Below are 13,909 nucleotides of genomic sequence, written 5' to 3'. Positions count from 1 at the left end.
GCCGCGCTGTTCGCCGCCGCCCAGCCGCCGCCCGGGCAGGCGGCCGCGCACCGGGCGGCCGGGTGGTGGCGCGACGAGACCTTCCTGCACGACCTGTACCGGGTGGCGGCCATCGCACCCGACCGGCCCGCGATCGTCTCGCACCGCGCGCACCGCCCGTCCGGCCATCGGATCGTCACCGTCGACTACGGCCAACTGGCCCGCTACGTGGACCGGTTCGCCGGGGCGCTGCGCTCGCTCGGTCTGGGCCCCGGCGATCCGGTCGCCTTCCAGCTGCCCAGCTGGTGGGAGACCTCCGCGCTCACCCTGGCCTGTCTGCGGATCGGCGCGGTCGCGGTGCCCGTGCTGCCCACCCTGCGGGCGCACGGCCTGGAGCGGGTGCTCGGCGATCTGCGGGCCCGGATCTGCGTGGTGCCGGACGCCTGGGAGGGCTTCGGCCATGCCGAGGCGCTGGCCGAACTGGCCCATCGGCTGCCCTGGTTGCGCCACCGGGTGGTGATCGGCGACGCCGCCGCGACCGGCGCGGTGGACTTCACCGAGTACTTCCTGCACACCCCGCACGAACAACTGCCGTCCGATGGCATCCCATTCCGCACCGACCCGTTCCGCACCGACCCGGACCGGACCGCGCTGGCGGTCACCGTGATGGGCCTGGGCGACAGCTACACCTCGGCTCTGCACACCTCCAACACCCTGTACGCGGGCCTGCGTTCACAGCAGCGGGCACCCGGTCTCGGCCCGGAGCCGGGCGAGGTGGTCTACTCGGCGCTGCCACTGACCTCGCTGGCCTCACTGCTGTTCACCGTGTACTGGCCGCCGGCCGTCGGCGGCACGGCGGTGTTCCAGGACGTCTGGGACCCGGACAGCTGCCTCGACCTGCTGGAGCAGGCCGGGGTCACCCGGGCGTACGCGGCACCCGTGTACTGGGCCGAGCTGCTGGCGGCGCAGCGGCGCGCACCCCGGCGGCCCGAGGCCCTGCGGCTGCTGCTCTCCGGCGGGCGGACCAGGACCCCGGCCGCCCTGCTGGCCGAACTGCCCGGCGCGCTCGGCGCACCGGCGGTCAGTGTCTGGGGCTCGCCCGAGGTGGGTCTCGGCACGGTGGCCCGAGGCGAGACCCCGGCCGAGCGCAGCGCCGAGAGCGACGGCCGTCCGCTGCCGGGCCTGGAGCTCTCACCCCTGTCGGAGCTACCCCGGCCCCCGGGCGATCCAGCCGTCGAACGGCTCCGGGTACGCGGCCCGTCGGTCAGCCTGGCCTGCTGGCCGCACGGCGCCGACACGCTCCGGCTGCCCTGGGAGCAGGACAAGGGCTGGCTGGACACCGGGGACCTGGCCAGGGCGGACGGTCTCGGCGGCGTCCAGGTGGTGCAGTGGGCCGGCCACCGGACCGGTGCGATCTTCCTCGTTCCGGTGGCCGAGCTGGAGGACGGGCTGCTGGCACACCCGGCAGTCCGGGAGGCCGCGGTGGTCGGCTACCCGGACCCCGAGCACGGCGAGCTGACCTGCGCGGTGGTGGTCCCGACGGCCGGGGCCGACCCACCCGGGCTGCCGGAGCTGCGCCGGCATCTGACGGCCCGTGGGCTGGCCGAGGCGTTCCTGCCCACCCGGCTGGAACTGGCGGGCTCGCTACCCCGGGACGTACACGGCGGCCTACGGGCGGACGCCCTCCGGAGCTGGCTCGACCGCCTCCGCCCGGGAGCCCCCAGGCCTCCTTCTAGGCAGGCGACCCAGCATCTACGGTCAGGGGCTCGGGGAACTGCGACGCCAGCCTCGTAAGAGGTGATCCATGCGTAAAGGGTCAGGCACTTTCGCAGTGACCCAGGCCCCTGACCGTAGATGCTGGAACGTCTGCCCACAGCAGCTACGTTCACCAGGCGCCCGCGAGAGCCAACCTCGCAGCCAGGTTGACCAGTTCACGGTGCCAACCGGATCGCAGCGGTGCTTCGGCCACCGCCAGGTCGGCCTCGTTCACCAGCCGCATGATGAGGTCCTCGGTACGGTCCTTCTCCTCCCGGCCGAGCAGGATCTCGCAGAGCATCCGGGCGTGCCAGTCGCTCGCCGCCCCGCTGTCCAGGAAGCCGCGCAGCCGCCAGGCCGCGTGCAGCCGGCCGGCGTAGTCGGCGTACTCGTCCGCCAGGTCGGGGCGCCCGGCCAGCGCGGCGCCGAGCAGCAACGGCTCCCGGACCGCGTACCAGCCGGCCGCGCAGCCGGGGGTACAGCCCTCCAGACAGCCCAGCGGCCAGGGGTCGTCCAGGTACTCGGTCCTGGTGGCCGCCTCGGCGTGCGCGCCGAGCACCCGGGCGATCCGCAGCTGGTCCCAGATCGCCCGGGCCTCGCCCGGCAGCCCGCCCACCAGGCGGTCGGCGTAGGCCACCGCGAGGTCACCGGCCAGCGTGGCGGTGGCCTCGCCGAACCGGCGGGGCTCGCCGCGCCAGCCGTTCCGCTCGTGCTCGGCGGCGTGGCCGACGTGCGGGGTCGGGATGCCCCGCCGGAGCGGGACGTTGTCGCGTACGTCGCCCCGGATCAGGTGGCAGGTGTCGAGCAGCTCCAGGGCGGCCGCCACGTCGATCACCTGGGAGCCGGCCGGGCTGCCGCCGGCCGCCAGGTAGCCGGTCAGCAGCAGGGTGGCCCTGGTCCGTTCACCGCCCGCGGTCACCTGGTCGGCCAGCGCCCGGATCGGGGTGACGGCCCTGGGGTCGGCGACCCGGGTGGCGGAGTGCTCGGCGGCCAGCAGGCCACGCAGCCGTTCCTCCACCCGGTCCAGCATCCGGGCCCGGAGCAGTTCGGGCACGGCCGGGTCGGACAGCTGGAACGGCGTTGCCATGGTGTGCCTCCCTGGATCGGCTCGGGTCTGTCACCAAGCCTCTCGAACGGGCGGCCCGCCCACAATGCGATCCGGCCCCGGAGAACACACTTCCCAACCTCAGGGCCGGGAACCGTCCCATCCAGGCCATGCCTGGCATGGACGCGACAGTTTCTTGCCATCCTCTTGTCACTGGCCGGCTCCTGACCGTGCGTCACGCGTGCTCGGCGGCTCCGAGCAGGTGCAGGTCCACCGGCAGCTGCTGCCGACGGGTGATGTTCAACTTCCGGTAGACCCGGGTGAGATGCTGCTCGACCGTGCTGATCGTGATGTAGAGCTTCATCGCGATCTCCCGGTTGGTGTGCCCGTGCACCGCGAGCATCGCCACCCGCTTCTCCGACTCGCTGAGCCGGGCGTCGAGTTCGGCGTACCCGACGTCGGTCCGGCCGCCCTCCGGTGCGCCGGGCGTCGCGGTGTGGCCGGGCAGGATCCGCTCGCGCAGGGCGTGCGCCCCGCACTCGTCGGCCAGGTGCCAGGCCCGCCGGTTCACCATGTTGGCCCGGTTGCTGTCGCCGGTCTCCTTCAGCACCTGCCCGAAGTCGGCCATCGCCAGCACCAGTTCGTACGTGTCGCCGACCGTGCGCAGCTCGTCCACCGCACGGGCGAGCAGCACCTGCCGCTCCTTGGGCTCGCTCAGGGCGGCCTTCAGCCGGAGCGAGATGCCGTGCACCCACGGGTGCGCGGCGTCCTTGGAGCCGAGCTGGTCGGTGATGAAGCGGGCCGCCTGGTGCGCCTCGCCGAGCTGGATCAGCGCCTCGGCGGCGCCGATCCGCCAGGGCAGCAGCAGCGGCCGGTCAAGACCCCACCGGCGCATGGTGCGGCCGATCTGCAGGAAGTCGCCGAGCGCGGCGTGGAACCGGTTGGTGGCCAGGTGGTACTGACCACGCGCACGCAGGTGGGCCAGCCCCTGGAAGCTGCCCGCCAGCCCCTCCGGCAGCGGTCTCGCCAGCTCGCGGGCGGCCGCGTCGTGCCGGCCCATCGCGGTGCTGGCCCGGATCAGGGTGGCCGAGACTCCGGCCGCGAAGACGCTGCCGCCGCGCTCCGGCAGCAGGTCCATCGCGGCCGCCGCCCGGCTCTCCGCTCCGGTCAGATCGCCCTGCCGCAGCAGGACTTCGGCCCCCAGCGCGGTGAACGCCGCCTGCCAGCCGGGGGCGCCGGCCCGGATCGCCGCCTCGGTGTACAGGTGGCACCAGGGCATCGCCCGGGCCGGGCCCTCGGTGAGTAGCAGCGCCCGGACGGCCTGGCCGATCGGGGCCACGGTGGCCTCGGAGAGCGTCGCGCCGCGCAGGAACAGCTCGGCGGCCGCTCCTGACGACCCGTCGACGGCGTACTCGGGGATGGTCCACAGCGTGGTCGGCGAGGCGGCCCGGATCGGCCTCGGCACCCCGCCCGGCTCCACCGGCGGAGCGGCGGTCCAGCGCGGGAAGGCGGACAGGCCGTCCAGCGGGTCGGCCCAACGGCCGCCCTGGCCAGGCCTGGTGGCACCGTCCCGGGTGGCACCGTCCTGGGCCGCCGGGTCCTGGGCGGTGATCCGCTCCAGCACCTCGGCCGCCTCGTCGATCCGGCCCTGGGTGGCCAGCAGCCGGGCCAGCGCGGCCAGTCGGGCCGGAGCCAGCGAGCCGGCCCTGAGCAGGTCCAACGGGCCGGCCAGGTGCCGTTCGGCGGCGCCCGGGTCGGAGCGCGCGGCGATCGCGGCCAGCATGGTGCGGAACTGGGCGCGCTGTTCGTCGTCGGCGCCGCTCCGGTCGGCCAGCTCCAGGCAGGCACAGGCCCGTTCGGCCGCACCGTCGGCCAGCAGCTGTTCGGCCGCCTCGTGCAGCACCGGCACCGCCCAGGGCAGGTCGGTGCGGTCGGCGGCGAGCAGCTGGGCGGCCACCGAGGAGGCAGGCACGCCGGTCCGGTGGGCGAGTTCGGCGGCCCGGCGGTGCAGCTCGGTGCGCGCGCTGTCGTCGGTCCACTCGAGCACGGCGGCCCGGGCGGCGGGGTAGCGGAACCGGGCGCCGTCCAGGATGCCGGCCGCGCTGAGCGCCTGGACGCCGCGGTTCACGGTGGCCAGCGGCAGGTCGAGCAGCCGGGCGGCGCGTTCGGCGGTGGCGAGGTCGTCCAACACGGCCAGTACCTCGGCGAGTTCGCGGACCGCCGGGCCGCACCGGTAGAGGCAGGTGAGCACGGCCTGCGCGTACGCGCCGCCGACCTCGGGCTCCTGCGCCCCGGTGACCCGGTGCTCCTCGACCATCGCGCGCACCAGCAGCGGGTTGCCGCCGGTGGCCTCGGCGAACCGGCCGGCCAGCCGCTCGGCCGCGTCCGGGCCGAGCTGCTCGGAGACCAGCCGGGCCACCGCCGCGCCGTTCAGCCGCTCCAGCCTGATCCGCTGGAAGTTCGGACGGCGGAGCAGCTCGGTGCCGAACACCGGGTCGTCACCGCGCTCGTGCACCGACTCGGTGAGCACCAGCAGGATGCGCGCCCAGCGGGTGGTGCGGGCCAGGTGCAGCAGGTAGCCGCAGGACTGCTCGTCGGCGTGGTGCACGTCGTCCACCACGATCACCACCGGTGCCATCGCAGCAAGTTCGCAGGCGGCGGCCGAGAACGCCTGCATCGCACCGACGTTGGCACGGCCCGGCTCTCCGGTGAGCTCGGGCAGCACACCGGGTGGTGTGCAGGCGATCAGCTGGCGCAGGATTCCCAGCGGGAGCTCGCGCTCGGCCGCCGATCCCAGGGCCCGCAGCACGGTGGCTCCGGCCGCCTCGGCGCGGTCCGCGACGGCATCGGCGAGTTCACTCTTCCCGCACCCCACCGCCCCTTCGACCAGGACGATCCTGGCCTGGCCGGCGGCGGTGCCGGCCAGTGCTGAATCCATTGCGGCGAGTTCTGCTTCACGGTCGATCAGCGTCATTGGATCCCCCGTTTTCCCGCATGACAAACAGCGCCGAGAATTCGGCCGAACGGCGGGAATGTAGTCAACTTCGAACCGGAATCCAGTCTAAGCACGGCGGTGGCCCGCCCTCGGTGACCGGAAGTTGCACGGCAACAACTCTCGCCCGCGCAAGCGGGGCTTTAGCTGTCGACCGGATGATCTGACGGTATGTCGGGCCCGTCGTCCGGGCCCCGCCGAAGCGTCCACAGCTGATGCGAGGGGAACCCATGTCTGGCTTCGACACCTTCACCGATCTGGTCCGCGCGCGCACCGCCGCCCTGGCCGACCACGACGTCCACGTCTTCCTGCAGGACACCGTGGACGGTGCCAGGGCCGACCGGCTGACCTACGGTGAGCTGGACCGGGAGGCCCGACGCATCGCCTCGCTGCTCCAACTCCAGGGCGCCGAGGGCAAACCGGTCCTGCTGCTCTACTCCTCCACCACCGAGTTCCTGAAGGCCTTCGTGGCCTGCCTGTACGCCGGGGCGGTGGCCGTACCGGTGCCGCTGCCGGGCGGTGAGGGCCGGGGCACCCGGATCGACCGTACCTCAGCAGTGATCCAGGACACCGGCGCCCGACTGGTGCTGACCGAGACCGCGAGCGCGCCGGACATCGCGCTCTGGCTGTCCCGTACCGGCCGGCGCAACGTGGCCTGCCTGGCCAGCGACGTCCCCGGGCTCGGCGACGCCGACGCCTGGCGGGACCGCAGCGGCGGGCCGGAGGACCTGGCCTTCCTGCAGTACACCTCGGGGTCGGTCTCCGAGCCGCGCGGCGTGATGGTCTCGCACCGCAATCTGCTGGCCAATCAGAGCGCCCTGCAGAACGTCTTCCGCACCAGCTCCGAGGACCGGTTCGGCGGCTGGCTGCCGCACTTCCACGACATGGGCTTCATCGCCCACCTGCTGCACCCGCTCTTCCTCGGCAGCATGTCCGTCCAGATGTCGCCGACCTCGTTCGTCCGCCGGCCGGCCCGCTGGCTGCAGGCGATCGACGAGTACCGGGTCACCGCGGGCGGCGGCCCGAACTTCTGCTACGACCTCTGCCTGCGCCGGGTCACCGACCAGCAGATCGCCGAACTCGACCTCTCGCACTGGCGGTTGGCACTGAACGGTGCCGAGCCGGTGCGAGCCGACACGCTCCGGGCCTTCGCCGAGCGGTTCGCCCCCGCCGGGCTGCGGGCCGAGGCGCTGTACCCCTGCTACGGGCTCGCCGAGGCCACCCTGGTGGTCTCCGGCGGGGTGCCGCTCACCCCGTTCGCCGAACTGCCGGTGGACGCCGCCGCGTTGGAGCTGGACCAGGTGGCCGAGCCGGTCGCCGACCAGCCGACCCGGACCCTGGTGAGCAGTGGTCAGGTGCTCGACTACGACCTGCGGATCGTCGAGCCGGTGGTCGGCCTGGAGCTGCCGGAGGGTGCGGTCGGCGAGATCTGGCTGCGCGGCGACAGCGTGGCCCAGGGCTACTGGCAGCGTCCGGCCGAGACCGCGGCGGTGTTCGGGGCCGGTCTGGAGAACGGCGAGCGCGGTTTCCTGCGCACCGGTGACCTCGGCTTCCTGCACAAGGGCGAGCTCTACATCACCGGTCGCAGCAAGGAAGTGATCATCCTCAACGGCCGCAACATCTACCCGCAGGACATCGAGTGGGCGACCCGCGGCCTCAGCCCGGCACTCGGCGGCGGGGTCGGCGCGGCCTTCTCGGTGGACATCGAGCGCGAGCAGCTGGTGGTGGTGCACGAGCTCCGGGCGGCCCGGGGCGGCCTGCCGGCCGGTCTCGACCTGCGGGCACTGGTGCGGGAGATCCAGACCGAGCTGAGCCGGGAGTTCAGCATCCCGGTCGGCAACGTGCTGCTGGTCCGCCCCGGCGCGGTCCGCCGCACCACCAGCGGGAAGGTGCAGCGCAACCTGATGCGCAAGCTCTTCCTGGACACCGAACTGCGCGGCGAGGCCGAGGTGTTGGACCCGGCGGTCCGGGCCAAGGTGCGGGCCACCGACGCGCTGCTGGGCGAGGACCTGCTGGAGGCCGAGCCGGCCGGACAGGGCCGGCCATGGTGAGCACCGGCACGCTGGCCGGGCCGTTGACCGGGCCGGCCGAGGCCAGGATCGCCGCGCTCGAGGAACTGCTCGGCGACCCGACCGACCCGGCCAACCCGAGCGGCTACGGCGCCCTGCTGGCCGCCGACCGGACGGCGGTGCCGTTCGCGGCCGGGGAGGAACTGCTGGACCGGGCGGGCCTGAACGCCGAGTACGTACCGGTCCGGCTCGGTGGCCGGCTGGACTCGATGGAGACCCTGGTGCGGGTGATGCGCCCGGTGTTCCGCCGGGACGTCGGGCTCGGTATGGGCTACGGGATGCACACCTTCATGGCCGCGTCCGACGTCTGGCTGGCCGGTACCGAGGAGCAGCAGCGCCGGCTCGCGGACCAGCTGCTCGGCGGCGCGAAGGCGGCCATCGCCCAGCACCAGACGGCGCACAGCAACGACTACGTCCGCAGCGGAGTGACCGCGCAGGCCCAAGACGAAACCTTTCTGCTCAACGGCACCAAGCCGATGATCAACAACCTGGACCGGGCGGCCGCCCTGGTGCTGTTCTGCGAGACCGACCGGACCGGCGGCAGCCGCAGCCAGTCCGTCCTGCTGCTGGACCCGACCCGGCTGCCCGCCGGGAAGGCCACCATCGGGCCCCGGCACCTGGCGGTCGGGCTGCGTGGCTGCCGGTGGACCGGGATCGACTTCCGCGACTGCCCGGTCCCGGAGAGCGCCCTGCTCGGTCCGGTCGGCGGTGGCGTCACGCTGGCGCTGCGGTCCTTCCAGATCAGCCGGACGGTGATCGCGGCCGCGGCGCTCGCTGCGGTGGACACCAGCCTGCGCACGGCCGTCCAGTTCGACCACGACCGGGGCGCCGAGCACGCCGAGTCGTCCTGGCTGGACCCGGTCCGCACCGACCGGGCGATGACCGGAGCCTTCGTCAACCTGCTGCTCTTCGACAGCCTTTCGGTCGCCGCGACCCGCGCGCTGCACCTGCTGCCGGAGCAGACCAGCGTGTACTCGGCGGCCCTGAAGTACCTGATGCCCCGGGTGCTCAACGACACCATGCACGACCTGTCGATCGTGCTCGGCGCCCGGGTCTACACCCGGGACGGCAACTTCGGGATCTTCCAGAAGCACGTCAGGGACGTACCGGTGCTCAGCCTCGGCCACGCCGGGACGGTCGCCTGCCAGGCCACCGTCATCCCGCAGCTGCCCCGGCTGGCCGCCAGGTCCTGGCTGGTCGAACCGGAGGCGCCCGCCGCGCTGTTCCGGCTCGGCGGCGAACTGCCGCCGCTGCGCAACGAGGCACTCAGCCTGGCCACCGGGCGGGACAGCCTGAGCGGCTCGCTGGTCGCCATCGCCGCGCAGATCGACGGCCGGACCCCGGTCGAGCGGGCACTGCGCACCCTGGCCGGGCAGCTCACCGAGGAGCTGGCGGACCTGCGGCAGCGGGTGCTGGCGCTGGACCCGGCCGAACGCACCTCGCCCAGCGGGGCGGCCTGCTTCGCCCTGGTCGACCGGTACGCGCTGCTGCTCGCGGCGGCCGCCGTGCTCGGGGTCTGGTGGCACAACCGGGACGGCGCGGACCCGTTCCTGGCCGATCCGAGCTGGGCGGCGGCGGCACTGCACCGGCTGGCCCGGCGGCTCGGCACCCAGGTCGCCGACCTGCCGCCGGAGTGCGACACCCGCCTGCTGCACGAGGTGCAACTGCGGTTCAGCGACCGGCGCAGCTACGACCTTTACAACACGCCCCTCCCCGGCTGACCGGCCGCAGACCCCGAAGGAGACCTGCCATGCCCACTCCCGCCACCTGGCAGACGGCCGACCCCGCCACCGCCGCCCGTGACTGGCTGCTCGAGCGCGTCTCGCTCTACCAGCACCGCGACCCGCTCACCATCGACCCCACCGTCCCGCTGGCCGAGTACGGCCTGGACTCGGTCGGCGCACTGAGCCTCTGCGGTGACCTGGAGGACGAGTTCGGGCTGCTGGTCGAGCCCACCCTGCTCTGGGACCACCCGACCCTGGACAGCCTGGTCGGCTACCTCACGGTGGCCATCCCCGCGGCCGCCGGGCGCAGCCGGGGCGGAGCCCCCGAGTCACCGGAGGACCGGTTCTGATGGGCGGGATCGCGATCGTCGGCCTGGACTGCGCCTTCCCCGGCGCACCCGACGCCGAGGCGTACTGGGACCTGCTGATGCGGGGCGGGGAGAGCGTCGGCGAGGTGCCGCCGCAGCGCTGGGAGGCCGACGAACTCCCGGACACCGTCCCGGAGTCGGCGCGGGCCGGGATCAACCGGGGCGGCTTCGTCGCGGGCGCGGACGGCTTCGACAACGACTTCTTCGCGCTCTCCCCGCGCGAGGCGGCCGCGATGGACCCGCAGCAGCGGCTGCTGCTGCAGTGCGCCTGGCGGGCGCTGGAGGACTCCGGGCAGGCGCCCGGCGCGCTGGCCGGCACCGACACCGGGGTGTTCGTCGGCGTGATGGGCGGCGAGTGGGGCCGGCTGCGGATGGGCGACCCGTCCCGGGTCACCCCGCAGCTCGGCGCGGGCAGCGCCGCCGGGATGACCGCGAACCGGATCTCGTACCACCTCAACCTGACCGGGCCGAGCCTGGCGGTGGACACCGCCTGCTCCTCCTCGCTGGTCGCGGTGCACCTGGCCGCCAACGCGCTGCTGGCCGGGGAGTGCGACACCGCGCTGGCCGGCGGGGTGAACCTGGTGCTCACCCCCGCGCTCGGTCTGATGTACAGCCAGCTCGGCCTGGGCTCGCCGGACGGGCGGTGCAAGCCGTTCAGCGCGGACGCCGACGGGATCGGGCGCAGCGACGGGCTCGGCCTGGTGGTGCTGCGCCGGCTCGAGGACGCGGTCGCCGACGGCCAGCGGATCTACGCGGTGATCCGGGGTTCAGCGGTCAACCAGGACGGCCGCAGCAACGGCGTCACCGCGCCCAACCGGTGGTCCCAGCAGAAGGTGCTGGAGGCCGCCTACCGCCGGGCCGGGGTGACCGCCGACAGGATCACCTTCGTCGAGGCGCACGGCACCGGCACCGCGCTCGGCGACGCGATCGAGTGCGCGGCGCTCGGCGGGGTGCACGCGGTGCCCCGGAAGAAGACCTGTGCGGTGGGCTCGGTGAAGGGCAACATCGGGCACACCGAGGGCGCGGCCGGGATCGCCGGGCTGATCAAGGTGGCGCTGGCGCTGCACCACCGGATCGTCCCCGCCAGCCGGCACGCCGACCGGGAGAACGCCCAACTCCGGCTGGCAGAGCGCGGGTTGCGGCTGCTCAAGTCCCCGATGCGGCTGCCCGCCGGGGAGATCCTGGCCGGGGTGAGCAGCATCGGCATGGGCGGCACCAACGCCCACATGGTGCTGGCCGGGCCGCCCCGCACCCCGCGCCGGGCCGCCCGCCCGGCCGGGGAGACCGAGCCGGTCGGCGTGTTCACCGTCACCGGCGACACCCCGGACGCGCTCCGCCGCAACCTGGCCGACCAGGCCGAGGCGTTCGCCAAACGGCCGCGCGGCGGTGCGGCCTCGCTCGGTTTCAGCAGCAACCGGGTGAAGACCGGGCTGCCCTACCGCTACGCGGTCGCCGCCCGGGACACCACCGAACTCGCCGAGCGGCTGCGGCAGGCCGCCACCCACGGCATCGACGCGGGCACCCCCGCGCACCGCTCCTGGACCAGGCCGGTGGTGGCCTTCGTCTACACCGGCCAGGGCAGCCAGTACCCGGCGATGACCGCCGGGCTGTACCGGGACTCGGCCGCCTACCGGCACTTCCTGGGCGAGGCGGACGCCGCGCTCACCCGCCACACCGGCCGCTCCACCCGGGAGTTGATCCTGCGCGGCGACGATTCGGGCGCCGGGTCCTGGTACGACACCGGCGACGCGCAGACCGCACTCTTCGCGGTCGGCTACGCGCTGACCCGCACGCTCGGCGAGCTCGGTGTCCACCCCGCTGCCGTGCTCGGCCACAGCCTGGGCGAGTACGCGGCCGCGGTCGCGGCCGGGGCGCTCGACCTGGACCAGGCCGCCGAACTGGTCGCCACCCGCGCCGAGTTGATGCGGAACCTGCCGGCCGGCGGCGGCATGCTCGCGGTCGGGGCCGGCCCCGAGGCGCTGGCCGAGCTGCTGGCGGCCGAGCCCACCCTGGCCCTGGCGGCGGTCAACTCCCCCGCCGACAGCGTGCTCTCCGGCCCGCTGGACGCGCTGGACCGGGCCGCGCTGCGGCTGGCCGGACGCGGTCTGCGCACCCGGCGGCTGGACGTCACCCGGGCCTTCCACTCCGCGCGGATGGCCCCGGTCGCCACCGGCCTGCGCGAACTGGCCGACGGGCTGCGGCCGGCCGCGCCCCGGCTGCCGATGGCCTCCACCCGCTACGGCCGGCTGCTGCACGACGAGCCCCTGGACGCCGCGTACTGGGCCGGCCAGGCCACCGAGCCGGTGCTGTTCGGCGCCGCGCTGACCGCGCTGGCCACCGAGGTCGCACCGACCCACCTGGTCGAGATCGGCCCCCGGCCCACCCTGCTCCCGCTGGCCCGCCGGGCCGGGCTCGCCCCCGGCACCGAGCACCTGCACCCCGTGCCAGGACCCGAGGCGGACGGCCGGCAGCTCGCCGAGTTGGCCGCCACGCTCTACCGGGCCGGCCTGGACCCGGAGTGGGACGCGCTCTACCCGGCCGAGTACCGCACCGTCGAGCGGCTGCGCCCGTACGTGTTCTCCGCCGAGAACCGGTACTGGAGCCGCCGGGCCGACCGGGCCACCACCCCGGCGCCGGTCGAGCCGACCGTGGCTCCGGTGCCCGCTCCCGCACCGGTCCGGCAGACCGAGGACCCGGTGCTGGCCGCCGTGATCGACGCCGTGGTCACCGTCGGCCAGTACCGGCCGGACCGGGTGCTGGCTTCGACCCGCTTCTACGAGGACCTGGGATTCGACTCCGTGATGATCATGCAGCTCAAGGACGTCGTGCAGGAGGCACTGCCGCACCTCGGCGAGGTGTCGATCCGTCAGCTGCTGCCCGCACTCCGCTCGGTGGGCTCGCTGGCCGACTTCCTGCGCGAACTGGCCCTGGCGAGGGTGTCATGACCGAGGCCGCCACCGCCTACCTCGCCTCGGTCGGCACCGCACTGCCCGGGGACCCGGTGGACAACGCCGTGCTCGGCAAGCTGCTCGGGGTCAGCGAGGAGTGGATCGACATCTTCGTCGGTACCAGGTCGCGCTACTTCGGCCGCGACCTCGGCACCGGCGAGGTCCGCTGGTCGCTGGCCGACCTCTGCGCGCAGGCCGCCGCCGAGGCGCTGGAGTCGGCCGCCCTGGAGGCGCCCGACATCGAGTTCCTGATCCTCTCCACCACCACCCCCGACACCCTGCTGCCGACCACCGCCAGCCAGGTGGCCGACCGGCTCGGCCTCGACTACCTGCCGGTCTACCAGCTCCAGGCCGGCTGCTCCGGCGCCGTCCAGGCACTCGATCTCGGCCGGACCCTGATCGCCTCGGGCCGCCGGGCCGGTCTGGTGGTCGGGGGCGACGTGACCCACCGTCACCTGGACTTCAACCGCGACCTGGCCCGGATCCCGACCGACGAGCTGGTCAACTACCTGCTGTTCGGCGACGGTGCGGGCGCCGCCGTGCTGACCGCCGAGCCGCTCGGCGAGCAGGTCGCCGTCCGGGGCGTGCTGAACAGCCTGACCGGCCTGGGCCGCCCGGCCGGCCAGACCGTGGACTGGTACGGGCTGACCGACCGCGACCAGGACCGGCCACTGCTGCGCGAGGACTACAAGGCGATCGAGGAACAGGTCCCGGTGATGGCCGTGGAGATCTTCTGGGAGCTGCTGGAGCAGGTCGGCTGGCAGGTCGAGGACCTGGACCACCTGCTGCCCCCGCAGCTCTCCGAGCGGATGACCACCCGGATCGTGGAGCGGCTGGCCGTCCCCGGCGTGCACGAGGTCAGCTGCGTGGGCGAGACCGGGAATACCGGCAACGCCCTGCCGTTTCTTCAACTGGCCCGGCTGCTACCGGATCTGAGGTCGGGTCAGCGGGCGCTTGCGGTGACCGTGGAGTCCAGCAAGTGGATCAAGGCGGGCTTCGCCCTGGAGAAGGTCTGAGAGGCGGCCGGAG

The 13,909-nt window shown here is 74.1% G+C and carries 8 protein-coding genes; 6 read left to right on the top strand and 2 right to left on the bottom strand.

Going from position 1 to position 13,909, the window contains the following annotated elements; all coding sequences use genetic code 11:
- On the top strand, positions 1–1,773 hold a 1,773-nt coding region (locus tag ACXJMZ_RS23070; RefSeq protein WP_457031951.1), incomplete at its 5' end, for an AMP-binding protein.
- Between the two features lie 91 nt (positions 1,774–1,864).
- Here the strand turns inward: ACXJMZ_RS23070 and ACXJMZ_RS23065 are convergent.
- Both ACXJMZ_RS23065 and ACXJMZ_RS23060 read right to left on the bottom strand, forming a co-directional pair.
- Complete coding sequence (locus ACXJMZ_RS23065) at positions 1,865–2,821, bottom strand: polyprenyl synthetase family protein (RefSeq protein ID WP_457031950.1); 957 nt, start codon at positions 2,819–2,821, stop codon at positions 1,865–1,867.
- Between the two features lie 193 nt (positions 2,822–3,014).
- Positions 3,015–5,753 (bottom strand): AAA family ATPase, encoded by a 2,739-nt coding sequence (locus tag ACXJMZ_RS23060; protein ID WP_457031949.1) that lies wholly within the window; start codon positions 5,751–5,753, stop codon positions 3,015–3,017.
- Positions 5,754–6,001: 248 nt separating this feature from the next.
- On the opposite strand from ACXJMZ_RS23060, the gene ACXJMZ_RS23055 reads away from it, so the two are divergent.
- Genes ACXJMZ_RS23055 through ACXJMZ_RS23035 form a run of 5 tightly spaced genes read left to right on the top strand, consistent with a single transcriptional unit; the run spans position 6,002 to position 13,896 of the window.
- Positions 6,002–7,822 (top strand): fatty acyl-AMP ligase, encoded by a 1,821-nt coding sequence (locus tag ACXJMZ_RS23055; RefSeq protein ID WP_457031948.1) that lies wholly within the window; start codon positions 6,002–6,004, stop codon positions 7,820–7,822.
- Positions 7,816–9,561, top strand: a complete 1,746-nt coding sequence (locus ACXJMZ_RS23050) for an acyl-CoA dehydrogenase family protein (RefSeq protein ID WP_457031947.1) — start codon at positions 7,816–7,818, stop codon at positions 9,559–9,561. The genes ACXJMZ_RS23055 and ACXJMZ_RS23050 overlap by 7 nt, the downstream gene beginning before the upstream one ends.
- A gap of 29 nt (positions 9,562–9,590) precedes the next feature.
- Positions 9,591–9,914: an acyl carrier protein gene (locus ACXJMZ_RS23045; RefSeq protein WP_057230143.1), complete on the top strand. Its 324-nt coding sequence runs from the start codon at positions 9,591–9,593 to the stop codon at positions 9,912–9,914.
- Positions 9,914–12,877 carry a type I polyketide synthase gene (locus ACXJMZ_RS23040; RefSeq protein ID WP_457031946.1) on the top strand — a complete coding sequence of 988 codons (2,964 nt, stop codon included), beginning with the start codon at positions 9,914–9,916 and terminating at the stop codon, positions 12,875–12,877. Before ACXJMZ_RS23045 ends, ACXJMZ_RS23040 begins: the two co-directional genes overlap by 1 nt.
- The gene (locus ACXJMZ_RS23035) at positions 12,874–13,896 is read left to right on the top strand and encodes a 3-oxoacyl-[acyl-carrier-protein] synthase III C-terminal domain-containing protein (protein WP_057230141.1); all 1,023 of its coding nucleotides are present in this window, start codon (positions 12,874–12,876) and stop codon (positions 13,894–13,896) included. Before ACXJMZ_RS23040 ends, ACXJMZ_RS23035 begins: the two co-directional genes overlap by 4 nt.
- The last annotated feature ends 13 nt before the right edge of the window (positions 13,897–13,909 follow it).

It is taken from the genome of Kitasatospora sp. P5_F3, from assembly GCF_054049135.1.
The sequence above is the reverse complement of the archived record's forward strand: the minus strand, read 5'-3'. Positions and strand labels throughout refer to the sequence as shown.